The organism is Staphylococcus sp. GDY8P131P (assembly GCF_017891975.1).
Lineage (GTDB): Bacteria > Bacillota > Bacilli > Staphylococcales > Staphylococcaceae > Staphylococcus > Staphylococcus nepalensis.
On record NZ_JAESKF010000002.1, the window covers coordinates 275,780 to 299,505 of the forward strand.

25 protein-coding genes are annotated in these 23,726 nt (G+C 32.7%); 24 read left to right on the forward strand and 1 reads right to left on the reverse strand.

Features of this window, described 5'->3' with window-relative positions; genetic code table 11:
• Positions 1–3: 3 nt before the first annotated feature.
• From KA894_RS01900 to recO, 12 genes are all read left to right on the forward strand, one after another.
• A complete protein-coding gene (locus KA894_RS01900; protein ID WP_096809426.1) occupies positions 4–756 on the forward strand; it encodes a 16S rRNA (uracil(1498)-N(3))-methyltransferase in 753 nt (250 codons plus the stop codon).
• Between the two features lie 5 nt (positions 757–761).
• Complete coding sequence (mtaB, locus tag KA894_RS01905; protein ID WP_119488175.1) at positions 762–2,111, forward strand: tRNA (N(6)-L-threonylcarbamoyladenosine(37)-C(2))-methylthiotransferase MtaB; 1,350 nt, start codon at positions 762–764, stop codon at positions 2,109–2,111.
• A 447-nt stretch (positions 2,112–2,558) separates the two neighbouring features.
• Positions 2,559–2,735 carry a 30S ribosomal protein S21 gene (gene rpsU / locus KA894_RS01910; protein ID WP_002483157.1) on the forward strand — a complete coding sequence of 59 codons (177 nt, stop codon included), beginning with the start codon at positions 2,559–2,561 and terminating at the stop codon, positions 2,733–2,735.
• 253 nt (positions 2,736–2,988) lie between these two features.
• Positions 2,989–3,690 carry an NfeD family protein gene (locus tag KA894_RS01915; protein ID WP_096809432.1) on the forward strand — a complete coding sequence of 234 codons (702 nt, stop codon included), beginning with the start codon at positions 2,989–2,991 and terminating at the stop codon, positions 3,688–3,690.
• Positions 3,691–3,702: 12 nt separating this feature from the next.
• Entirely contained in the window at positions 3,703–4,686 is a 984-nt protein-coding gene (floA, locus tag KA894_RS01920) for a flotillin-like protein FloA (RefSeq protein ID WP_170006877.1), read from the forward strand.
• 14 nt (positions 4,687–4,700) lie between these two features.
• Entirely contained in the window at positions 4,701–5,357 is a 657-nt protein-coding gene (locus KA894_RS01925; protein WP_103372994.1) for a hypothetical protein, read from the forward strand.
• Between the two features lie 470 nt (positions 5,358–5,827).
• Positions 5,828–6,775 carry a PhoH family protein gene (locus KA894_RS01930; RefSeq protein ID WP_096809439.1) on the forward strand — a complete coding sequence of 316 codons (948 nt, stop codon included), beginning with the start codon at positions 5,828–5,830 and terminating at the stop codon, positions 6,773–6,775.
• Positions 6,776–7,237 carry an rRNA maturation RNase YbeY gene (gene ybeY / locus KA894_RS01935; protein WP_096809440.1) on the forward strand — a complete coding sequence of 154 codons (462 nt, stop codon included), beginning with the start codon at positions 6,776–6,778 and terminating at the stop codon, positions 7,235–7,237.
• 8 nt (positions 7,238–7,245) lie between these two features.
• Positions 7,246–7,584: a diacylglycerol kinase family protein gene (locus tag KA894_RS01940; RefSeq protein WP_096809443.1), complete on the forward strand. Its 339-nt coding sequence runs from the start codon at positions 7,246–7,248 to the stop codon at positions 7,582–7,584.
• Positions 7,585–7,686: 102 nt separating this feature from the next.
• Complete coding sequence (gene cdd, locus KA894_RS01945) at positions 7,687–8,091, forward strand: cytidine deaminase (protein ID WP_107644049.1); 405 nt, start codon at positions 7,687–7,689, stop codon at positions 8,089–8,091.
• Positions 8,091–8,990, forward strand: coding sequence for a GTPase Era (era, locus tag KA894_RS01950; RefSeq protein WP_096809448.1), 900 nt, complete (start codon positions 8,091–8,093; stop codon positions 8,988–8,990). The genes cdd and era overlap by 1 nt, the downstream gene beginning before the upstream one ends.
• Positions 8,991–9,011: 21 nt before the next feature.
• On the forward strand, positions 9,012–9,770 hold the full coding sequence (gene recO, locus KA894_RS01955) for a DNA repair protein RecO (RefSeq protein WP_096809450.1): 759 nt from the start codon (positions 9,012–9,014) through the stop codon (positions 9,768–9,770).
• A 193-nt stretch (positions 9,771–9,963) separates the two neighbouring features.
• Here recO and KA894_RS01960 read toward each other — a convergent pair whose 3' ends face one another.
• Entirely contained in the window at positions 9,964–11,355 is a 1,392-nt protein-coding gene (locus KA894_RS01960; RefSeq protein WP_096809453.1) for a glycine--tRNA ligase, read from the reverse strand.
• A 346-nt stretch (positions 11,356–11,701) separates the two neighbouring features.
• On the opposite strand from KA894_RS01960, the gene ccpN reads away from it, so the two are divergent.
• The 12 genes from ccpN to KA894_RS02020 all read left to right on the forward strand — a co-directional run bounded on the left by ccpN (position 11,702) and on the right by KA894_RS02020 (position 23,676).
• The gene (gene ccpN, locus KA894_RS01965; protein WP_096809455.1) at positions 11,702–12,325 is read left to right on the forward strand and encodes a transcriptional regulator CcpN; all 624 of its coding nucleotides are present in this window, start codon (positions 11,702–11,704) and stop codon (positions 12,323–12,325) included.
• 14 nt (positions 12,326–12,339) lie between these two features.
• Positions 12,340–13,161, forward strand: coding sequence for a pyruvate, water dikinase regulatory protein (locus KA894_RS01970; protein ID WP_103372996.1), 822 nt, complete (start codon positions 12,340–12,342; stop codon positions 13,159–13,161).
• A gap of 46 nt (positions 13,162–13,207) precedes the next feature.
• Positions 13,208–14,992, forward strand: coding sequence for a DNA primase (dnaG, locus tag KA894_RS01975; RefSeq protein ID WP_119487997.1), 1,785 nt, complete (start codon positions 13,208–13,210; stop codon positions 14,990–14,992).
• A gap of 136 nt (positions 14,993–15,128) precedes the next feature.
• Positions 15,129–16,235 carry an RNA polymerase sigma factor RpoD gene (gene rpoD / locus KA894_RS01980; protein ID WP_096809465.1) on the forward strand — a complete coding sequence of 369 codons (1,107 nt, stop codon included), beginning with the start codon at positions 15,129–15,131 and terminating at the stop codon, positions 16,233–16,235.
• Positions 16,236–16,301: 66 nt separating this feature from the next.
• A complete protein-coding gene (locus KA894_RS01985; protein WP_096809468.1) occupies positions 16,302–16,979 on the forward strand; it encodes a tRNA (adenine(22)-N(1))-methyltransferase in 678 nt (225 codons plus the stop codon).
• Positions 16,980–18,083, forward strand: a complete 1,104-nt coding sequence (locus KA894_RS01990) for a Nif3-like dinuclear metal center hexameric protein (protein ID WP_096809471.1) — start codon at positions 16,980–16,982, stop codon at positions 18,081–18,083.
• A gap of 275 nt (positions 18,084–18,358) precedes the next feature.
• The gene (locus tag KA894_RS01995) at positions 18,359–19,690 is read left to right on the forward strand and encodes a DEAD/DEAH box helicase (RefSeq protein ID WP_096809474.1); all 1,332 of its coding nucleotides are present in this window, start codon (positions 18,359–18,361) and stop codon (positions 19,688–19,690) included.
• A gap of 20 nt (positions 19,691–19,710) precedes the next feature.
• Positions 19,711–20,601 (forward strand): deoxyribonuclease IV, encoded by an 891-nt coding sequence (locus KA894_RS02000; RefSeq protein ID WP_096809476.1) that lies wholly within the window; start codon positions 19,711–19,713, stop codon positions 20,599–20,601.
• 153 nt (positions 20,602–20,754) lie between these two features.
• Entirely contained in the window at positions 20,755–21,528 is a 774-nt protein-coding gene (locus tag KA894_RS02005) for a metal ABC transporter ATP-binding protein (protein ID WP_119487994.1), read from the forward strand.
• Positions 21,525–22,388 carry a metal ABC transporter permease gene (locus KA894_RS02010; protein WP_096809481.1) on the forward strand — a complete coding sequence of 288 codons (864 nt, stop codon included), beginning with the start codon at positions 21,525–21,527 and terminating at the stop codon, positions 22,386–22,388. Before KA894_RS02005 ends, KA894_RS02010 begins: the two co-directional genes overlap by 4 nt.
• Positions 22,375–22,791, forward strand: a complete 417-nt coding sequence (locus KA894_RS02015) for a Fur family transcriptional regulator (protein ID WP_096809484.1) — start codon at positions 22,375–22,377, stop codon at positions 22,789–22,791. Before KA894_RS02010 ends, KA894_RS02015 begins: the two co-directional genes overlap by 14 nt.
• 285 nt (positions 22,792–23,076) lie before the next feature.
• Positions 23,077–23,676 carry a superoxide dismutase gene (locus tag KA894_RS02020; protein WP_103373014.1) on the forward strand — a complete coding sequence of 200 codons (600 nt, stop codon included), beginning with the start codon at positions 23,077–23,079 and terminating at the stop codon, positions 23,674–23,676.
• The last annotated feature ends 50 nt before the right edge of the window (positions 23,677–23,726 follow it).

Consider the following 23,726-nt stretch of genomic DNA (forward strand, 5'->3'; position numbering starts at 1 on the left):
GCAATGCAGAGATATTTTATTGACCAAAACGCTGATATACATCAGCGTTTTTTTATTACAGATTCAAATGATATTCACCACATCACTAATGTAATGCGATATCAAAAAAATGATAAGATTATAATTACTTTTGCAGATCAAAAAGTTTATAAATGTCAAATTGAAGTGATAGAGCCAAATCGTATTGGGATAAATTTAATTGAAGCAGTTGATATAAATACAGAACTGCCACAACATATAACACTCTGTAGTGGGTTAATTAAGGCTGATAAATATGAATGGATGATCCAAAAATCTACAGAATTAGGAGCAAGTCAATTTATTGCTGTAGGTATGCAAAGGTCAGTTGTAAAACTAAACGATAGTAAAATAACAAAGAAATTAGAACGTTGGCAAAAAATTATAAAAGAGGCTGCTGAACAAAGTTATCGATTAATCATCCCAGAAATAGAGTACAAGTCGAATTTAAAAGAAATCTATGGTATTATTGATGAATATGATTATGTATTGATTGCCTATGAAGAATCTGCTAAGTGTGGGGAATTAAGTAATTTTAAAGCAGTTGTTCAGAGATTTAAACCTGGTGATCGCGTATTAATCATTTTCGGACCAGAAGGTGGTTTTGCTGAAGAAGAAATTAAGTTATTTGAAAATTCAGCATATCAGATTGGTCTTGGTCCTAGAATATTAAGAGCTGAAACAGCACCTTTATATACTTTAAGTGCGGTAAGCTTTCAAAAAGATTTATTGGGGTGATATTTATGTCAACAGTTGCATTTCATACATTAGGTTGTAAAGTGAATCACTATGAGACCGAAGCAATTTGGCAATTATTTAAAGAAGCAGATTACGAACGTGTTGATTTTGAAACAAACGCCGATGTGTTTGTTATTAATACGTGTACTGTAACAAATACGGGTGATAAAAAAAGTAGACAAGTGATTAGACGGGCTATTAGACAAAACCCGGAAGCAGTAGTTTGCGTCACTGGTTGTTACGCACAAACATCTCCTGCAGAAATAATGGAAATTCCTGGTGTAGATGTGGTAGTTGGAACACAAGACCGAACAAAACTGATTGGGTATATTGAAGTATTTAAAAAAGAAAGACAACCGATTAACGGTGTAGGAAACATCATGAAAAATCGTACATATGAAGAGCTAGAAGTACCTTATTTTACGGATAGAACACGAGCATCATTAAAAATACAGGAAGGCTGCAATAACTTCTGTACATTTTGTATTATTCCATGGGCTCGTGGGTTAATGCGTTCAAGAGATCCGGAAAAAGTAATTGAACAAGCAATAAAGCTTGTTGATTCGGGTTACAAAGAAATTGTTTTAACTGGTATTCATACTGGTGGATACGGTCAAGATTTGAAAGATTATAATTTAGCCCAATTATTACGAGACTTAGAAACAGTAAACGGCTTAGAAAGAATTAGAATTTCATCAATTGAAGCTAGTCAGCTAACAGATGAAGTTATCAGTGTAATTGAACGATCAGAAAAGGTTGTTCGTCATCTTCATATACCATTACAATCTGGTTCAGATTCTGTTTTAAAAAGAATGAGAAGAAAGTATACGATGGCGCATTTTTCAGAACGTTTAACGCGTTTACATGAAGCGTTACCTGGATTAGCCGTTACAAGCGATGTTATTGTTGGTTTCCCAGGTGAAACTGAAGAAGAATTCCAAGAAACTTATGATTTTATCGTAGATCATCAATTTTCAGAATTACACGTCTTCCCTTATTCTTCAAGAATCGGCACGCCAGCTGCAAGAATGGATAACCAAGTAGATGAAAATATTAAAAACGAGCGTGTTCATCGTCTAATTAATTTAAGTGATCAGCTTGCTAAGGCTTATGCTTCTAAATTTAACCATGAAGTGCTCGAAGTGATACCAGAAGAAGCTGGTAGCACACCTGGGACGTTGGTAGGCTTTGCAGATAATTATATGAAAGTCGAATTTGAAGGCGACGAATCATTGATTGGCGAACTAGTAAAAGTTAAGATTATTCAACCTGATTATCCAATTAATAAAGGTGAGGTACTTAGAGTAGTGAGCCATGCAACTAATACTACTGAACATGTGGTAACAACATCATAATGGATGAGTGACAGAGAGATATTAAATATTTCTGAATTATTCCTGGATGAGAATGAACTTAAGCCAAGTGTGTGGCTTGTGTTTTGTCTAGTGTGTAAACGCTATTACTCTTTATAGTAGGACTTTATAAGTTTGATATTAGCGCATATTTCCATGTCAATTAATCATTGCCTATGTCATATTTCTGATGGGACACGATTCTGTTTCACTCTCATTTCTACCCTTGTGGCGTATTCATGTGTCTTACATCTAACATGTAAGTTTAATAGTATTTTAAGTATAACTACTGCAAAAGCATGGATTTGCAGTAGTAGTGTAAAATGAATCAAGAAATTGGAATTTTAGTAATTGACCACATTAATCAGATATATTATACTAATAAATACATGGTAATTACCGTGTAATGATTATAAAGTTTCGTTGATATTTGGAGGGAGGGAAATACACATGTCTAAAACAGTAGTCAAAAAGAACGAATCACTTGAAGATGCGTTACGTCGTTTCAAACGTACGGTTTCTAAAAGCGGTACAATTCAAGAAGTACGTAAACGTGAATTTTACGAAAAACCTAGCGTTAAACGTAAAAAGAAATCAGAAGCTGCACGTAAACGTAAATTCAAATAATTAATTGTTTCGTTGACTCCCTCAACACCAACATTAATTATAAACCATAATAGCCTTAGTTGTAGTTTTCAGCTAAGGCTATTATTTTTTTATATTGAAGCTATTTAAAAGCAATTTATTCTAAATTACAATAGAAATTAAACTCCAAACAATTTATTTATAATAATTTGAATTTTATTGTGTAAACGCTATAATCATATATTCATTTCATGTATAATTAAATGGAGAGCGAGGTGATAAATTGATTCCTTCGATGAGTAGCATACATACAAACGTTTCATCCAAACTTGTTGAAAATGGAACTTGGGTAGACAGTATTTCTGATTTTATTGTTAGCCCAATAGGTGCTTTGATATTAACTTGTATTATCTTTTTAGGATTCTTGTACCAATTATACTCAAATAGGATAAATATTGTTGGTATTATATCCACATTAGCGTTATTCATTTTCTTTTTAGGATTCTTTATAAAAGGGGATGTCAATTTCTATTCCGTTGTACTATTTGGTATTGGTGTTATATTTGTAATCATAGAATTATTTGTAGTTGGTGCAATTATTGGAATTATAGGAATGGCACTAATTGTTTTTAGTATTATTACTTTAGGCGACAATTTAGTTTATATGATTGCTAGCGTTGTCGTAGCTTTAATATTATCAATCATAGAATGGGTGATACTTGTGAAGTTTTTCAAACGCAAAATTCCGTTTTTAGATAAAGTTGTATTGAAGGATTCTACAAATGCAGAAGCAGGTTATACATCACACGAAGATCGCTCTCATTTAGTTGGAGAAATTGCAACAACATCAACGGATTTAAGACCAGCAGGAATAATTACTTACAACAATGAGCGTATTGATGCAGTTTCAGATGGTTCTTTTATATTGCGAAATAAAAAAGTGACTATTCTTGAAGTAGAAGGTACACGCGTGGTTGTTAGAGAAATCGAATCATAAAGGAGAATTAGTATGATCGGAGTATTAATTATAGCAGTTATCGTCGTAATTGCATTATTATTATTATTTTCATTTGTACCAGTAGGATTGTGGATTTCAGCAATCGCTGCAGGTGTTAAAGTGGGAATTGGTACATTGGTGGGTATGAGACTACGTAGAGTTTCTCCTCGTAAAGTTATCGCCCCGTTAATCAAAGCGCATAAAGCAGGGTTGAACTTAACAACAAATCAACTTGAATCACACTATTTAGCTGGTGGTAATGTTGATCGTGTAGTTGATGCGAATATCGCAGCTCAAAGGGCGGATATCAATTTACCATTCGAACGTGGCGCAGCTATTGACTTAGCGGGCCGTGATGTTTTAGAAGCAGTTCAAATGTCCGTAAATCCAAAAGTGATTGAAACACCATTTATAGCTGGTGTTGCGATGAATGGTATTGAAGTTAAAGCAAAAGCAAGAATTACTGTGCGTGCTAATATTGCTAGATTAGTTGGTGGTGCTGGTGAAGAAACAATCATCGCACGTGTGGGTGAAGGTATTGTATCGACAATCGGTTCAAGCGAACATCATACACAAGTACTTGAAAATCCAGACAACATCTCTAAAACAGTTTTAAGTAAAGGACTAGATTCTGGTACAGCATTTGAAATTTTATCAATTGACATTGCAGACGTAGATATTAGCAAGAACATTGGTGCAGATTTACAAACTGAACAAGCGCTTGCTGATAAAAATATCGCACAAGCTAAAGCAGAAGAACGTAGAGCAATGGCTGTTGCTCAAGAACAAGAAATGAAAGCGAAAGTTCAAGAAATGCGTTCTAAAGTTGTTGAAGCTGAAGCTGAAGTACCATTAGCTATGGCAGAAGCATTACGTTCAGGAAATCTTGGTGTCAAAGATTATTATAACCTTAAAAATGTAGAAGCAGACACTGGTATGAGAAACTCAATTAACCAACGAACTAAACAAGAAGATGATGAATCACCGGAACAATAAATAGGGGTGATTAAATGAATATAGGTATTATTATCTTTGTAGTATCTGTCATTTTTACAATAATTGGTGCTATTAATGATGATAGTCATAAAAAGCGCAAAAACCAAAAGCCACCAATCAATAAGCAACCTAATCAATCTGAAGCTCAACCTAAGAAACGCGGTTTTCTTGAAGAAATCGGTAAAACTTTTTCAGATCTTGAAAAACAATTAAATGAAGGGCCATTTTCAGAAGAAAAACGTTCGCCACAACAAGACAAACCTGTTGAAACCCGTGCTGAGAAGATGGAAAATCAAACCACCCAACAAGATAGCCCATCGACACAGAACCATAGAGAAACTGAAGCAGATAAATTAAAACGTGAGCAAAAACAACAAGATGACAAAATTCAAAAAGAGCTTGAAGATGAGTTAATGGGTAGAATACAAAATGTGCGTAATGAAATCGATCGTGAAACTGAAAATAAGATACAACGAACTGAGAAACAAGCACGTGCTATTATTTCTGATAAATATTTATCAGAAAGAACAAAACGTTACCGCTTAAAACAATTAATGAATGCCCATTCAGTTCAAAGTTCTGGCACGAATGCCCAGTATAGGTTTGCAGAAGATGAAGTGGTTAATGGTATCATTTGGTCTGAAGTATTGGAAAGACCTAAAAAACTATAGTTTTTCGAATAAACATCTTATAAAGTTAGAAATTTTGACTTTATAAGATGTTTTTACTTTTGCTTTGAATTTTGATTTGAAAATGAGTTGGTATCTTTATACTTGGGTCCATATTTTAGGAACCCTTAAAATGTGTAGTTGTTATCTAAATAAGGAATACATTTATATTCATTTAATGTCAAATCTAGTCCATTTCTCTAGGTGTGTTAAAATGAATGTTTATTTGAAAAATAGATTTATTTGTATGATTACAACCAAAATTTAACAATTACGATTAATTTTTAATTCACTTTAAAATAATATATGAATATTTCATGCTATAATAGCAGTGAAGATGCGAAATGGTTTATTTACATGGTTACTTATCAAATATTGTATAACTCATTTCTAGCATAATAATTAATTTTTGTAACTTAAAATCTAATAGGATAAAATAAAAGAAACGAATATATTTGTAAAGGAGTAACTATATGCCTGGAATTATTCAAATAGATGACATCAATGAAGCACAAGCACTCATCGGTAATAACGATGAAAATCTTAAATCAATAGAAGAAGGATTTGATGTCATAGTACATGCTCGAGGACAAGAAATAGCTGTAAGAGGTGAAAAAGTTGAGCATGTAGAACAAGCAGAATCAGTGCTTATCAATTTATTAAAAGTGATACAACAAGGTGTTACTATATCACTCAAAGATGTAGAAGCTGCTGTTAAAATGGCTAAAAACGGCACGGTTCAATACTTATTAGATTTATATGAAGATGAAATTACTAAAGACGCATTCGGCAAAATAATCCGTGCTAAAACAATGGGACAAAGATTATACGTCAATGCCATGTATCATAACGATTTAGTGTTTGGTGTTGGGCCTGCCGGTACAGGTAAAACTTTTTTAGCGGTGGTTTATGCAGCTAAACAATTACGAAAAGGCAATGTTAAACGTATCGTTTTAACGAGACCAGCAGTTGAAGCGGGTGAATCATTAGGCTTCTTACCCGGAGATTTAAAAGAAAAGGTTGATCCTTATTTACGCCCACTTTATGATGGTTTAAATACCGTCTTAGGTCGAGAGCAAACTGCTAGATTTATCGAACGCGGTATTATCGAAATAGCGCCACTAGCTTATATGAGAGGAAGAACACTGGATGATGCGTTTGTCATTTTAGATGAAGCACAAAATACAACGCATGCCCAAATGAAAATGTTCTTAACGAGATTAGGTTTCGGTTCGAAAATGGTAGTTACAGGTGATAAAACACAAATTGATTTACCCAAAGGCGTTAAAAGTGGTCTTAAAGAAGCGATTGCTAAACTTCAAAACGTTAAAGGTTTAAGTATTCATCATTTAGATCAAAGCGATGTTGTCCGTCATCCACTTGTAAGTAAAATAATCGATCGTTATGAGGGAGAAGAGTAAATGTTTACAATAGATTTTAATGACCATACAGGATTAGTTGATAATAGTTGGTTCGAGCAAATTGATAAACTACTCACATTTGCAAAAGAACAAGAAGGCATAGATAGTGAAGCAGAGTTATCTGTAACTTTTGTAGATAAAGAAGAAATTCAACAAATGAATAAAATGTATCGTGATAAAGATAAAGTAACAGATGTGATTTCATTTGCATTAGAAGAAGAAGAACCTGAAATCATCGGCTTAGATATTCCACGTGTTTTGGGTGACATTATCATATGTACAGATGTCGCACGAGAACAAGCAGAGACATTCGGGCATTCTTTTGATAGAGAACTTGGTTTCCTTGCACTTCACGGATTTCTTCATTTATTAGGTTACGATCATATGACTGAAACTGATGAGAAGCAAATGTTCGGTCGTCAAGATGAAATCTTAAATGCATATGGTTTACCAAGAGAATAGAGGCAGTTATGAAACGATTCAATTATGCTTTTCAAGGATTATTTGTACTCTTTAGTAAAGATAGTAAATTTTTAATCCATTCTATATTTGCGATTATTGCAATTATATTAGGACTTATATTAGGTATAACCGCTATTGAATGGCTTTTGATTATTATTGCTATTGGTTTAGTGTTAGCATTTGAAGCAATGAATACTGCAGTCGAATTTGTAGTAGATTTAATTACAAAGGATTATCATGAATTAGCCAAAAAAGCTAAAGATACAGCAGCTTCTAGTGTAGTACTTGCTTCGATTGTAGCGTTAGCAATTGGGGTTATTGTTTTTTTACCATATTTAATAAAATAAGTAGTGCATTTTTTGCAATTTGTATATACTAAGATAGCATTAAATTTAAATGGTTTTAATAACTATTAAAAAAAATTAAGCTTTGAATAGGAGAGATGAACTATGGCTTACCAACCTCATTATTATACTGAAGTAAGAAAAGCACAAGAGAATGCATATGCCCCATATAGTCAATTTAAAGTTGGCGCATATTTGATTACAAAAGACGGTAAAACATACCGCGGTGGGAATGTAGAGAACGCTGCCTATCCTTTAGGTATTTGTGCAGAAAGATCAAGTCTTGTTGCGGCAATTGCAGATGGATATCGTCCTGGTGATTTTGAATCTATCACGGTAACAGTGGATGCTGATGAACCTTCTTCCCCTTGTGGTGCCTGCAGGCAAGTATTAAAGGAACTTTGTGATGACGATATGCCAGTTTATATGACGAATCATAAAGAGGATATGATTCAATCAACAGTAAGTGATTTACTACCATTAGGATTTTCTGGAAAGGATTTAAATTAATGACAGAACATAAATCAGGATTTGTAACAATAATAGGTAGACCCAATGTAGGAAAGTCTACATTCGTCAATCGTGTTATCGGACATAAAATTGCAATCATGTCTGATAAAGCACAAACGACAAGAAATAAAATACAAGGTGTTATGACTCAAGAAGATGCGCAAATTATTTTCTTAGACACACCTGGCATACACAAACCGAAACATAAATTAGGCGATTATATGATGCGTGTTGCTACCAATACACTATCAGAAATTGATGCCATTATGTTTATGGTCAACGTCAATGAAGATATTGGCCGTGGCGATGAATATATTATGGAAATGTTGAAGACAGTTAAAACCCCTGTGTTTTTAGTATTAAATAAAATTGATTTAGTACACCCAGATGAACTCATGCCTAAAATTGAGAAGTATAAAAAACATATGGATTTCACTGAAGTCGTGCCTATTTCAGCATTAGAAGGTCTCAATGTAGAACATTTTATTGACGTAATTAAATCTTATTTACCTGCTGGGCCTAAATACTATCCAGATGATCAGATATCTGATCATCCTGAACAATTTGTAGTAAGTGAGTTAATACGTGAGAAAATATTACATCTTACAAGTGAAGAAATTCCGCATGCTATCGGAGTAAATGTTGACCGCATGATTAAAGAAGATGAAGATCGAGTAAGAATTGAAGCTACTATTTTTGTTGAACGTGACTCACAAAAAGGTATTGTCATAGGTAAAGGTGGCAAAAAACTTAAAGAAGTAGGTAAACGCGCACGTCAAGATATTGAAAGATTGCTAGGTTCAAAAGTTTATTTAGAACTGTGGGTAAAAGTTCAAAGAGATTGGCGTAATAAAGTTAATTTTATTCGTCAAATGGGTTATTTAGAAGATCAAGATTAATTCGGGAGTCGGTGAGCTAATGTGTTAATCAAACAAAAAGGTATCATTATAAAAACAGTTGATTATGGCGAATCCGATAAAATTATCACAATTTTAAATGAATACGGTGCAAAAGTCCCACTAATGGTACGTCGCGCAAAAAAAAGCAAGAGTGGTTTACAAGCTAATACACAATTATTTGTATTTGGCTTGTTTATTTATTCTAAATGGAAAGGTATGGGGACTTTAAGTTCTGTGGATGTTATTGAACAAAATTATCATCTACGCTTAGATATTTATGAAAGTAGCTATGCTAGCCTATGTGCTGAAACCATAGATCGTTCAATTGAAAATGATGAAATATCTCAATTTAGCTATAAACTACTACATTTTGTACTAGATAAAATTAAAGATGGTGTGTCTGCGCAATTGATGTCAGTTGTCGTACTTATCAAGTGTATGACAACATTTGGATTTAATGCAGTTTTTAATCAATGTGTCATTACTGGAGATCGTGATCAATCTAAGTTGATTGGCTATAGCTTTAAATTTGATGGCGCGATATCAAATCATGCAAAATATCAAGACACGAACGCTTTAATACTTTCTAATAAAACACTTTACTTATTAGATATTTTACAAAAATTACCTATAAGTAAAATGAATGCATTGACAATTCATCACGATATTGTAGATGAGATGTCACAATTGATGATTATGTTATATAGTGAGTATGCTGGTATGTATTTTAAAAGTCAAAAGCTTATTAACCAATTGCGAAGATTAGATAACCCAAATTAAATACAAAAACAGGATAGAAAAAGCATTTTTTAAATGATTTCTATCCTGTACTGACAACGCAAATACTATTAATGACTACGTAAGTTTGATTCATCCAGTCCTATGCCATATTTAAAGCCGAGACATTATATATGTCTCGGCTTTTTTGCTAATTAAACTAAAATGAGTGAATTAGCGTTTATATTGTAAAGCATTAAAATTTAACTTTTTCAGCTAAGAAACTTTCTAATTCAGCAATTGGCATACGTACTTGTTCCATTGTATCTCTATCACGTACAGTTACTTGTTGGTCTTCTAATGAATCAAAGTCAAAAGTAATACAATACGGTGTACCAATCTCGTCTTGACGACGATAACGTTTACCAATGGATTGTGACTCATCAAAATCAATTGAGAAGTTTGCACTTAATTGTTCAAATATTTTAATTGCATCACCTGATAGTTTTTTGCTTAAAGGTAATACTGCCGCTTTATAAGGTGCTAACGCAGGGTGGAAATGTAATACAGTTCTTGAATCTTTACTGCCTTCAACACCTTCTTCTGCATAAGCATCACAAAGGAATGCTAGAGTTACACGATCAGCGCCAAGCGAAGGTTCGATACAGTATGGTAAATATTTTTCACCAGTCTCTTGATCATGATACTGGAAGTCTTCACCAGAATGCTCACTATGTTGTTTCAAATCATAATCTGTACGGCTTGCAATACCCCAGAGTTCTCCCCAACCAAATGGGAAACGGTATTCAATATCAGTTGTGGCATTTGAATAGTGAGATAATTCGTCTGCATCATGATCACGTAAACGTGTTGCTTCTTCACTTAAGTTTAAATCTTTTAACCATTGACTAGCAAAAGTTTTCCAGTAATTTTGCCATTCGATTTCTTCACCTGGTTTACAGAAAAATTCTAATTCCATCTGCTCAAATTCGCGTGTTCTAAAGATAAAGTTACCTGGTGTAATTTCGTTACGGAAGGATTTACCAACTTGACCAATACCAAATGGTAATTTTTTACGCATCGTACGTTGTACATTTTTGTAATTTACGAAAATACCTTGTGCAGTTTCAGGACGTAAGAAAATTTCATTCGTTGAATCTTCTGTAACGCCTTGGAAAGTTTTAAACATTAAATTAAATTGACGAATATCTGTCCAATTAGCAGTTCCACTTACAGGACACACGATGCCTTCTTCATCGATAATACGTTTCATTTCATCAAAACTTAAACCATCAGCTACAAAATTTTCATCACCTTTTTCATTAGCCATGTAATCTTCAATGATTTTATCGGCACGGTAACGAATTTTACTGTCTTTGTTATCAATCATTGGATCGTTAAAGTTACCTAAATGGCCAGAAGCTTCCCAAGTTTTAGGATTCATAAGAATTGCGGCGTCAATCCCAACGTTGTACGGTGATTGCGTAATAAATTTTTGCCACCATGCTTTTTTAATATTATTTTTTAATTCAACACCTAATGGGCCGTAATCCCATGTATTTGATAAACCACCATAAATATCACTACCTGGGAATACAAACCCCCTGTGTTTTGCTAACTGTACTATTGTTTCCATATCTTTTGCCATAAAAAATACACTCCTTTTAACATAAAAACGCCCCAAGACAAAGAAAAAGCTTAAAAAACTTAATCAATGTCTTGGGACGAGTTAATCATTTTTAATCACATATGTAATATGTGTTTTTTTAATAAATCATTATTAACCCGCGGTTCCACCCAAATTAGTGTGTGCACTCGCTTTTGAAAGTCATTTAAAATTGTAGCCAATAATTTTGTTAAGCTCTCACCAACCTTAACTCGCTTTAAATACAATTTTAATGTATTGGTTGATTATTAGCAAGTAAATATATGTATTTGTAGCAATTTATGATTCAATGTATAATTATAGGTAATGAGTGAAGGGGTGAAGTCTTATAGAACTGAGTAAAAGACAACAACAAATCGTTGAAATTGTCAAAAATAATGGACCTATTACTGGTGAACATATAGCGGAACAACTAAGTCTTACTAGAGCAACACTGAGACCAGATTTAGCTATACTTACAATGTCTGGCATTTTAGAAGCGCGCCCACGTGTAGGCTACTACTATTCTGGAAAACCCAAGAATAAATTAATCGCTGATCAATTAAAACAATATATTGTTAAAGATTACGCGTCACACCCTGTAGTAGTAAAAAACGAGATGTCAGTTTACGATGCGATTTGCACAATCTTCTTAGAAGATGTTAGTACATTATTTGTCATAAATGATAATGGAGATTTTATGGGGGTGTGTTCGCGTAAAGATTTATTACGTGCTTCGATGATAGGTAAAGATATACATACCATGCCTGTAGATATTATCATGACACGCATGCCTAATTTAAGTTTTGTCCTTGAAGACGAGCGAGTGATATTCGCAGCAAACTTGATGATTGAAAAAGAAATTGATTCCTTACCAATTGTTATTAAAAAAGAAAACGGCAAGTATGAAGTGAAAGGACGTATCTCTAAAACAACGATCACAAAAATTTTTGTATCTTTACTAAATGAATAGGTGGTATGAATTAAATGGAAAATATTAAAATTATTGTTGCTTCTGATTCAGTAGGTGAAACTGCTGAACTAGTAGCAAGAGCCTGTATTTCACAATTTAATCCAAATCAATGTGAAAGTGAAATTAACAGATATCCATATATAGAAGCTTTAGAAAATGTCGATGAAGTCATTTCAGTCGCTAAAGATACTGAAGCGATAGTGGTTTATACACTAGTTAAACCAGAAATAAGGAAATATATGGAATCAAAAATTAAAGAATTTCAAATTAAATCGGTTGATATTATGGGACCTTTAATGAATATATTATTAGATAAAATAGATGAACAACCCTATTTTGAACCAGGACTTGTTCATCAATTAGATGAGGCTTATTTTAAAAAAATTGATGCAATTGAATTTGCAGTAAAATATGATGACGGAAAAGATCCTAAAGGTTTGTCTAAAGCCGATATTGTACTATTAGGTATATCTCGAACTTCAAAAACGCCATTATCACAATATCTAGCTCACAAAAGTTATAAAGTGATGAATATTCCAATTGTCCCTGAAGTGACGCCTCCAGATGATTTATTTAATATTGATGCTTCAAAGTGTATCGCTTTAAAAATTAGTGAAGACAAGTTAAACCGCATTCGTAAAGAACGGTTAAAGCAACTCGGGCTAGGCGATAGTGCGAGATACGCAACAGAACAAAGAATTGAAGAAGAATTAAATTATTTTCATGAATTAGTTGAAAAAATTGGTTGTCCAGTCATAGATGTTTCTGATAAAGCTATCGAAGAAACTGCTAACGATATTATAAGCATCATTGAGCAAAATAGTTTCTTAAATTAGCCAAAACTAATATAATGTTATAACTACTGTCTAATAGGTGATAATTTTGCGAATTGAACAAGCAACGATTAATGAAATAAAAGATAAAACGGATATACTTGACTTGGTAAGTGAATATGTCAAATTAGAAAAAAGAGGGCGCAATTATATTGGTTTGTGTCCTTTTCATGATGAAAAAACACCTTCATTTACTGTTTCTGAAGATAAACAAATATGCCATTGTTTTGGCTGTAAAAAAGGTGGGAATGTTTTCCAATTTACGCAAGAAATCAAAGATGTTTCTTTTACTGAAGCGGTAAAGTTACTAGGTGAACGCGTCAATATTGAAATTGAAACGCCACAGCAATCTGCTGGTCAAAATGCAAATCACCAAATTGCTTCAGAAGATTTACAAATGATTGAAATGCATGAATTAATGCAAGAATATTATCACTATGCATTAAAAAAAACAGTTGAGGGTGAAGCGGCTTTAACCTATTTAAAAGAGCGTGGTTTCACTGATGAGCTCATAGATGGACGAAAAATAGGGTATGCCCCAAACAATGCTCACTTTTGTCATGATTTTTTACAGAAAAAAGGATACGATATTCAGTTAGCTTATGAAGCTGGTTTACTTTCAAGAAATGAAGAAAACTTTAGTTATTATGATCGGTTTAGAGATAGAATTATGTTTCCATTAACAAATGCACAAGGACGAACTGTTGGTTATTCTGGTCGGACTTATACAGATCAAGAACCTAAATACCTTAATAGCCCAGAAACACCTATATTTCAAAAAAGAAGATTACTATACAACGTTGATCATGCTAGAAAAGCCATTCGAAAAAATGATGAAATTATTTTACTAGAAGGGTTTATGGACGTTATAAAAGCGGATTACGCAGGTTTAAAACAAGTAGTGGCTAGTATGGGAACACAGATTTCTCAAGAGCATATAGCGTTTATGAAAAAACTAACCTCTAATGTGACGCTGATGTTTGATGGTGATTTTGCTGGTAGTGAAGCTACTTTGAAATCCGGTCAAATTTTGTTACAGCAAGGGTTAAATGTGTTTGTTGTACAATTACCAAAAAACATGGATCCAGATGAATACATTGGTAAACACGGTGCCGATGCTTTTAACTATTACGTCGAACATGAAAAAAAAGCATTTATACTATATAAAGTGCATATGCACCAAGAGGAAATAGAAAATAATGATTTAGCTTACGAGAAATATTTAAAAGAAATTACGCATGACATTTCTTTGATGCAGTCATCTATTTTACGCAAAAAGATATTGCAAGACGTATCAGAATTGTTTAAAGTAAGCATGGATAGTTTAAATATTGAAATAGGACAACGACAAGATTATTATCAACCACAGTCTTACCAAACGCCTAGTGTCCCGCAATTCACTAATTTAAATAAACAAGAAAAAGCAGAGCGCGCTTTATTAAAACATTTTATGAATGATAAAGACACTTTTTTAAATTATCATAAATTACTTTACTCAGAAGACTTTACAAATCATTATTTTAAGCGTATATTTAATGTTTTACATGAGTTTTATTCTGGGAACGATACGTTCAATATTAGTGACGTTTTACAATATATCGATAATAATGAAATTAAAGAAGCATTTATATCATTGGATAATTATATGATAAATGAAGAACCTTACGAACATGAAATCGATGATTATTTAAACATGCTAATAACAAATAGAAACGAAGAAACGATTGAATCGCTTAATCATAAGCTACGGGAGGCTTCTAGATTAGGTGATTTAGAGTTGCAAAAATATTACCTAGAAAAAATTGTAGACTATAATAAAAATAGAATGAATTAACTTAACAATGAATATATCTGTATATTATTGGGTTTAACAACTTGCATAAATCGTATAGATAGTGGGTAGATAATAATAAGTTCATCTATCAAAATATCACGATGCTAAGTTGATATTATATTCGGGAGGCCTTTTCATGTCTGGAAATAAAGTTACACTTAAAAAGCAAACCATTGACCCATCTCTAACTTTAGAAGATGTAAAAAAACGATTAATTGAAAAAGGTAAAAAAGAAGGGCATCTAAGCCACGAAGAAATTGCAGAGAAATTACAAAATTTCGAGATGGATTCTGATCAAATGGATGAACTATTTGACCAATTAACTGATAATGATATCAGTTTAGTAAATGAGAAAGATAGTTCAGATAAAGATTCGAAGTTGAACCCTAATGATTTAAGTGCACCTCCAGGTGTTAAAATTAATGACCCTGTACGTATGTATCTTAAAGAAATTGGACGCGTTGATTTATTAAACGCACAAGAAGAAATTGAATTGGCTAAAAGAATTGAACAAGGTGATGAAGTTGCTAAGTCTAGATTGGCAGAAGCAAACTTACGTCTAGTTGTAAGTATAGCTAAAAGATATGTTGGACGTGGCATGCTTTTCTTAGATTTAATCCAAGAAGGTAATATGGGATTAATTAAAGCGGTAGAAAAATTCGATTTCAATAAAGGATTTAAATTTTCAACTTACGCAACTTGGTGGATACGTCAAGCAATCACACGTGCTATAGCTGACCAAGCTCGTACGATTCGTATTCCAGTGCATATGGTAGAAACGATCAATAAATTAATTCGTGTCCAAAGACAATTATTACAAGATTTAGGACGTGATCCAGCACCAGAAGAAATTGGTGAAGAAATGGATTTACCACCTGAAAAAGTAAGAGAAATATTAAAAATAGCTCAAGAGCCTGTTTCATTAGAAACCCCAATTGGCGAAGAAGACGATAGTCATTTAGGTGATTTTATAGAAGATCAAGAAGCTCAAAGCCCTTCAGATCATGCTGCTTACGAATTATTAAAAGAACAATTGGAAGACGTTTTAGATACATTAACTGATAGAGAAGAAAATGTATTACGTTTACGTTTTGGCCTTGATGATGGTAGAACGCGTACTTTAGAAGAAGTAGGTAAAGTTTTTGGTGTTACAAGAGAACGAATTCGTCAGATAGAAGCCAAAGCATTAAGAAAATTAAGACACCCAAGTAGAAGTAAACGTCTAAAAGACTTTATGGATTAATTTTTCAGCTCTTTTGTACCTTGATGTGCAAAAGAGCTTTTTACATATATATAGAGGAGCGCTTTTATGGTTACATTAAATCAAAGATTAAAAAAAGTGAGTACTTATATAACAGGAGAAACATTAGCAGATATCGGCTCAGACCACGCTTATCTACCTATTTATGCTCTTGAAAATAATTTGGTTAAAAAAGCAATTGCAGGAGAAGTAATAAAGGGGCCATTTGAAGCTTCAGTAAAAAATGTCATAGAGCATAAATTAAGTCCCTACATCGATGTTAGACTTGGTGATGGCTTATCAGTGCTAAACCCTAACGAGCAGATTAATTGTGTTACAATTTGTGGCATGGGCGGCCCCTTAATAGCAAAAATCATTAAAAATGGACAAGCAAAATTGACCTCTCACCCGAGACTTATTTTACAAAGTAATATACAGTCAAGTGCGATCAGGCGCTTGCTCATACACATGAATTATGTAATTGTGGAAGAAGCCATTTTAGAAGAAAAAGGTCATATTTATGAAATTATTGTTGCTGATTATTCTGAAACTAAACAGAAACTTTCAGAGTCAGAGATAAAATTCGGCCCAATACTTTTGAAAAATAAGACCGACTTATTCTTCAAAAAATGGGAACATGAATGCGCGTCGCTTAATAAAATTAAAAGCCATCTCGATCATCATAAACATAATAATCGATTAATAGAAATTAACAATGAAATCAACTTAATTAATGAGGTGTTGTAAATGAATGTTAAAAAGTTACTTCAAGTTATAAATCAAAACGCACCCTTGAAAACAGCAGAATCATGGGATAACGTAGGATTACTAATTGGTGATGAATTTTCTGAAATAACTGGAATCTTAACAGCGTTAGATTGTACCGATGAAGTTGTAGATGAGGCAATCAACCATAATTATAATACGATTATCTGCCATCATCCCCTTATTTTTAAAGGAATAAAAAATATTATTGATCAAGATGGTTATGGAGCTATATTACGTAAATTAATAAAAAATGATATTAATTTAATCGCCTTACATACCAATTTAGATGTTTATTCCAAAGGCGTTAACGCAATGTTAGCAGATAAACTTCAACTAAATCATCAACGTGTTTTAAATCCAGAAACTTTAAATTACTATAAAGTACAAGTTTTTATCCCTGAATCAAATCTTAAATCATTTAAAGAAACTTTAAGTGATGCTGGTTTAGCTCAAGAAGGAAATTATGCATATTGTTTCTTCGAAAGCCTAGGCAACGGGCAATTTAAACCCACAGGTGATGCTAAGCCACATATTGGTTCAATAGATAAAATTGAAGAAGTTAATGAATTTAAATTAGAATTTATGATAGAAGCGCATCAAAGAGTACTTGCTGAGCAATTAATTATTGAAAACCATCCTTATGAAACACCTGTCTTTGATTTTATAAAATTAGAAAAGCAAGCAGATTATGGTTTGGGAATGATGGGTAAACTTAACACAGAAATGAACGTCCGTGATTTCGTGAATCATGTGAAAACAAAGTTAGCCATGCCTAGCGTTAGATTTATTGGAAATTTAGAAGATACAATTAAAACAGTTGCAATTATTGGCGGTTCTGGAATTGGATTTGAATACAATGCAGCACAACAAGGCGCAGATATATTTATTACTGGAGATATTAAACACCATGATGCGCTAGACGCAAAAATCGCCGGCATCAATTTATTAGATATTAATCATTATAGTGAATATGTAATGAAAGATGGTTTAAGCCAATTATTGCAAGATTGGCTTAAATTTAGCCACGTTTCATTTGGAATTAAGCCATCTAAATTAAACACTGACCCTTTTGATTATTTCTAGCTTAACATTTATATAAAAATTATTTTTTGTATAAATTGTAGGCGAGTTGATTTTCCTTATATTAATATTTTTGTGAAAATAGTTTGGCACAAGCGCTTTACCATTCTAGTTTTCTACTACCAATATGAAATACAAGACCGAAACATTATTTATGTTTCGGTCTCTATTAGATTTATTTGTTTTTACTAACGGTTCAGTCTGCTTAAAATATTTAGTTCAAAATTAAGAAAGAATGCTTTATAATAGAAAAGATGAAGATTTAAGGAGGCCAAAACATGGCAAATCACCCATTTGATAAGTTTAATTTAGAACCGACTTTAATAGAGGCGGTACAAAATTTGAACTTTAATCAACCAACAGAAGTTCAAAACCGCGTTATTCCCAAAATATTAAAGCAAGTCAATTTAATCGGACAATCCCAGACAGGCACAGGCAAATCACATGCCTTTTTATTACCATTGGTACACTTGATTAATATAGATATTAAAGAACCTCAGGCTATTATTGTAGCGCCAACTCGAGAATTAGCACAGCAACTCTTTGATGTTGCAAATCATTTAGCAGAATATAAAAAAGGTGTATCAGTTAAACTTTTTATAGGTGGTACTGATATTGAGAAAGATCGTCAACGTGCTAAAAATCAACCACAGCTTGTTATCGGAACACCAACACGGATAAATGATTTAGCCAAACATGGCGATTTGCATGTCCATTTGGCATCTTATTTAGTAGTTGATGAAGCTGACTTAATGATTGATTTAGGATTAATAGACGAAGTAGATCACATTGCTACAAGATTAGATGACGGGTCTCATTTAGCAGTATTTAGTGCTACTATTCCTAAGTCACTGCATCCATTTTTAAATAAATATTTAGAAAACCCTGACTATGTAGAAATTGAAAGCACACAAAAAAATAAAAAGAATATCGAATTCTATTTGATCCCTACGAAAGGTGAAGCAAAAATAGAAAAAACAATTAAATTAATCGATATCTTAAATCCGTATTTATGTATTATATTTTGCAATAGTCGCGATAGCGCTGATGAACTTGCTGATCAATTAAACACTGCTGGACTGAAATTAGGTATGATACATGGTGGCTTAACACCTAGAGAACGTAAACAACAAATGAAACGTATCCGAAACTTAGAATTTCAATATGTGATTGCAAGTGATTTAGCTTCCCGTGGTATAGATATTGAAGGTGTGAGTCATGTCATTAATTTTGATGTACCGAACGACATTGATTTCTTTACACATCGAGTTGGCCGTACAGGTCGTGGCCAATATAAAGGGGTTGCTATTACACTATATAGTCCTGAAGAAGAAGAAAACATAGCATTAATAGAGCAACGTGGTTATCATTTCGAAAACGTTGATATTAAAAATGATGAAATAAAATCGATTAAAGCACACAATACACGCCAATCGCGTAAAAACAAAGATGATCATTTAACTAATGAATTGAAATATAAAGTAAAAAGAAACAAGAAAAAGGTTAAACCTGGTTATAAGAAAAAATTCCAACGTGATTTAGAACATTTAAAACGTCAAGAACGTAAAAAATTTAGCAAAAAGCAAAATCGTCAAGCCAGAAAAAAATAAATAAAGGATTGGTGGTAACTATGTTATTAGGATCTCACGTATCTATGAATGGTAAAAAAATGTTAGCAGGATCAGCAGAAGAGGCACATAAATTTGGTGAATCTACTTTTATGATTTATACGGGTGCACCGCAAAATACAAGACGAAAGCCTATAGAAGAATTGAATATTGAACAAGGTCAAGAATTAATGCAAACATATGGGCTTTCAAACATCGTAGTTCATGCACCTTATATTATTAATATAGCTAACACAGTGAAGCCACATGTATTTAATTTAGGTGTTGAATTTCTTCAAAGTGAAATTGAACGAACACAAGCTATCGGCGCTAAAGATATTGTATTACATCCAGGGTCACATGTAGGAGAAGGCGCTGATGCCGGCATTAAAAAAATAATCGAAGGATTAAACGAAGTGTTAACAAATGATAACAATGTCAGAATTGCACTTGAAACGATGGCTGGTAAAGGTTCTGAAATTGGTAGAAACTTTGAAGAAATTGCTAAAATCATTGATGGTGTGAATCATAATGAACGTTTATCAGTTTGCTTTGACACATGTCATACCCATGATGCTGGTTACAATGTTAAAGAAGATTTTGATGGTGTACTAAATGAATTTGATAAAATTGTCGGTGTCGATAGAATTAAAGTTGTCCATGTAAACGATAGTAAAAATGATATTGGCGCTCACAAAGATAGACATGAAAATATCGGTTTTGGCTATATTGGTTTTGATGCATTAAATTATATTGTTCATCATGACACATTTAAAGATATACCAAAAATACTTGAAACACCGTATGTTGGTGAAGATAAAAAGAATAAAAAACCACCTTATAAATTTGAAATCGAAATGCTTAAACAACAAAAATTCGATGAAAATTTAAAAGATAAAATTTTAACGCAATAATATTTCAACCAATTATTAAATATTATTGCCATTAACAGAGCGAGACGTGAAATCACTTAAAATTAGATTTCTAGTTCGCTCTTTTTTTAATTCGTAAACATTACTATTTACATAATTGTCCACAAGTTGTATAGTATAGAACGAGGTGAAAAGATGACTACTGCAGTATTTGAATTAAAAAATATTGATTATTATTTTGATAACAAGAAAGTTTTGGAAAATATAAACATAAAAATTAATAAAGGTGAATTTTTAGCGATTGTTGGACCGAACGGCGCAGGTAAATCAACCTTATTAAAAATAATTTTAGGTTTATTACCATTGCAAAAAGGTCAAATTTTTGTAGACGGTAAGGTGTATAATGGAAAGCAATCTTTATATAAAATCAGTTATGTTTCTCAAAAAGCACAAGCATTTAAATCAGGGTTTCCTGCGAGCGTTAAAGAAGTCGTCACGAGTGGGCTTACAAAGCGTAAGAAATTATTTCAATGGTTTAACAAAAAGGATGAAAATCAGGTTGAGGCAGTATTAGATCGGTTAAATATTAGCCATTTAATGCATAAAAATATTGCAGAATTATCTGGTGGACAACAACAGCGCGTGTTGATTGCCAGAGCGTTAATTAGCAATCCTTCTGTGCTCATATTAGATGAGCCAACGAATGGTATAGACGCTAAACACGTTAATGAATTTTATGAAACTTTAGAAACATTGAAAAAAGAAGGTGTGACTATTATTTTAGTTACCCACGATATAGGCGTTGTGGCAGATACTGCTACTGAAGTAGCTTGTTTAAACAAACATTTACATTTCCACGGTACGACTGAAGATTTTAAATCATTAGATGAAGTAGAAATTTCAAAAATTTATGGACATCCCATCCAATTCGTAGACCATCAACATAATAGGGAGTGTTGTTCATCATGATTGAGGCGTTATTAAATTTTGATTTTATGCGTTACTCTTTTATTAGTGGTATTTTAATTGGATTTATTGCGCCATTAATCGGAGCTTTTATCGTGGTACGAAGATTATCTTTAATTGCAGACGCATTAAGTCACGTTACACTTGGGGGCATTTCTTTTGGCATGTTCGTTGTTACGATTGCACCAGCATTAGCGTTCATAAATCCAATGTGGTTTGGTATTCTCTTTGCAATCGTAGGTGCGCTGTTAATCGAAAACCTTAGAACTTCGTATAGTAATTATCAAGAAATCGCGATACCAATTATCATGAGTGCAGGTATAGCATTAAGTGCAATATTCATTTCATTAGCTGATGGTTTCAACCAAGAAATTGTAGGTTTATTATTTGGTTCAATAAGCGCCGTAACGGTTAGTGATTTATCAACAATTATTGTGATTGTCGTTATTGTATTAGCTTTCATTCTTTTATTTTATAAAGAATTATTTATTCTTTCTTTTGATGAGGAATATAGTAAAGTTATTGGCATACCAAAATGGATACAATTTTTATTTATTATCATTGTAGCATTAGTCATATCTGCATCTATGAGAGTTGTGGGTATATTATTAGTGAGCGCATTGATTACACTTCCTATAGCTATAGCTATGCGTATGACAAAAGGGTTTAAACAATTAATCACCCTGAGCGTTGTCATTGGTGAATTTTCCGTTATTGCTGGGTTAGTTTTAGCTTTTTATATGAATATTTCTCCTGGCGGTGTGATTGTAGTATTACTTGTACTTTTATTAGCAATCATGATGTTATATCAAAAAATTAAAGTAAGAACTGTGAAAGGGGCTATTAATAATGAAGACAGATGAAGCTATTAATATTCTAAAAACAGAAGGTCATAAATATACGAATAAAAGAAGAGATATGATTAATATTTTTGTAAATGAAGATAAATACATTAACGCAAAGCATATCCAACAAAAATTAGATGAAAGTTATCCGGGTATCTCATTTGATACTATATACCGTAACTTACACCTGTTTAAAGATTTAGGTATTGTAGAAGGAACTGAGCTTGATGGGGAAATGAAATTTAGAATCGCGTGTACGGACCACCATCATCATCATTTTATTTGTGAATCATGCGGTGACACAAAAGTAATTGATTTTTGCCCTATTGAACAAATTAAATCTTTTTTACCAAAAGTTGATATTCACAGACATAAATTAGAAGTTTATGGCATATGTGAAGCTTGCCAACGCGTGCAATAATTGTAAACAAAGTTGTAATGATTTGCTTGTAAAATAGCACAATATGTCGCTTATTACTAAAAACCTTCCTTCTAAGCATAGGTCATTAGTATGAATTACTTAGAATTTTTAAAATACTTAGCCAAAGATGTTTAAATTGCAGTGATTTGAGATATACTAATAAAGTAACTAAAGATAACAAATATTATTTTATGACTTTTGAATTAATATATAAGCATATTAATTGTTGTCATCATTTTTAGTTGTTATGCTTTATTTAAAGATTAATTAGGAGGATGATTATTTATGGCTTTTGAATTACCAAATTTACCTTATGGTTCTGATGCTTTAGAACCACATATTGATCAACAAACAATGGAAATTCACCATGACAAGCACCACAACACTTACGTAACTAAATTAAATGCAGCAATTGAAGGAACTGATTTAGAATCTAAATCAATCGAAGAAATTATTGCTAATTTAGATAGTGTACCAGAAGACATTCAAACAGCTGTTAGAAATAATGGTGGCGGACATTTAAACCATTCATTATTCTGGGAATTGTTAACTCCAAATTCTGAAGAAAAAGGAACTGTAGTTGATAAAATTAAAGAACAATGGGGTTCTTTAGATGCGTTTAAAGAAGAATTTGCTGATAAAGCTGCAGCTCGCTTTGGTTCAGGTTGGGCTTGGCTAGTTGTTAATAACGGTGACTTAGAAATCGTTACAACACCAAACCAAGATAATCCATTAACTGAAGGCAAAACGCCAATCCTAGGCTTAGACGTTTGGGAACATGCTTACTATCTTAAATACCAAAACAAACGCCCAGAATATATTAGTGCTTTCTGGAATGTTGTAAATTGGGAAAAAGTAGACGAATTATATAACGCTGCTAAATAATTAAGCTTCAATTTTTGACGGCCTTTTAAAGGCCGTCATTTTTTTAATTA

Excerpts from the sequence above, each read along its gene's own strand:
- floA (WP_170006877.1), top strand. The coding sequence starts at position 3,703 with ATGATCGGAGTATTAATTATAGCAGTTATCGTCGTAATTGCATTATTA.
- KA894_RS01900 (WP_096809426.1), top strand. The coding sequence starts at position 4 with ATGCAGAGATATTTTATTGACCAAAACGCTGATATACATCAGCGTTTT.
- KA894_RS01970 (WP_103372996.1), top strand. The coding sequence starts at position 12,340 with ATGGAAAATATTAAAATTATTGTTGCTTCTGATTCAGTAGGTGAAACT.
- KA894_RS01930 (WP_096809439.1), top strand. The coding sequence starts at position 5,828 with ATGCCTGGAATTATTCAAATAGATGACATCAATGAAGCACAAGCACTC.
- KA894_RS01995 (WP_096809474.1), top strand. The coding sequence starts at position 18,359 with ATGGCAAATCACCCATTTGATAAGTTTAATTTAGAACCGACTTTAATA.
- rpoD (WP_096809465.1), top strand. The coding sequence starts at position 15,129 with ATGTCTGGAAATAAAGTTACACTTAAAAAGCAAACCATTGACCCATCT.
- KA894_RS02015 (WP_096809484.1), top strand. The coding sequence starts at position 22,375 with ATGAAGACAGATGAAGCTATTAATATTCTAAAAACAGAAGGTCATAAA.
- ybeY (WP_096809440.1), top strand. The coding sequence starts at position 6,776 with ATGTTTACAATAGATTTTAATGACCATACAGGATTAGTTGATAATAGT.
- era (WP_096809448.1), top strand. The coding sequence starts at position 8,091 with ATGACAGAACATAAATCAGGATTTGTAACAATAATAGGTAGACCCAAT.
- KA894_RS02000 (WP_096809476.1), top strand. The coding sequence starts at position 19,711 with ATGTTATTAGGATCTCACGTATCTATGAATGGTAAAAAAATGTTAGCA.
- KA894_RS01940 (WP_096809443.1), top strand. The coding sequence starts at position 7,246 with ATGAAACGATTCAATTATGCTTTTCAAGGATTATTTGTACTCTTTAGT.
- cdd (WP_107644049.1), top strand. The coding sequence starts at position 7,687 with ATGGCTTACCAACCTCATTATTATACTGAAGTAAGAAAAGCACAAGAG.
- KA894_RS01985 (WP_096809468.1), top strand. The coding sequence starts at position 16,302 with ATGGTTACATTAAATCAAAGATTAAAAAAAGTGAGTACTTATATAACA.
- rpsU (WP_002483157.1), top strand. The coding sequence starts at position 2,559 with ATGTCTAAAACAGTAGTCAAAAAGAACGAATCACTTGAAGATGCGTTA.
- KA894_RS02020 (WP_103373014.1), top strand. The coding sequence starts at position 23,077 with ATGGCTTTTGAATTACCAAATTTACCTTATGGTTCTGATGCTTTAGAA.
- mtaB (WP_119488175.1), top strand. The coding sequence starts at position 762 with ATGTCAACAGTTGCATTTCATACATTAGGTTGTAAAGTGAATCACTAT.
- KA894_RS01915 (WP_096809432.1), top strand. The coding sequence starts at position 2,989 with ATGAGTAGCATACATACAAACGTTTCATCCAAACTTGTTGAAAATGGA.
- KA894_RS01960 (WP_096809453.1), bottom strand. The coding sequence starts at position 11,355 with ATGGCAAAAGATATGGAAACAATAGTACAGTTAGCAAAACACAGGGGG.
- KA894_RS01925 (WP_103372994.1), top strand. The coding sequence starts at position 4,701 with ATGAATATAGGTATTATTATCTTTGTAGTATCTGTCATTTTTACAATA.
- KA894_RS02010 (WP_096809481.1), top strand. The coding sequence starts at position 21,525 with ATGATTGAGGCGTTATTAAATTTTGATTTTATGCGTTACTCTTTTATT.
- KA894_RS02005 (WP_119487994.1), top strand. The coding sequence starts at position 20,755 with ATGACTACTGCAGTATTTGAATTAAAAAATATTGATTATTATTTTGAT.
- KA894_RS01990 (WP_096809471.1), top strand. The coding sequence starts at position 16,980 with ATGAATGTTAAAAAGTTACTTCAAGTTATAAATCAAAACGCACCCTTG.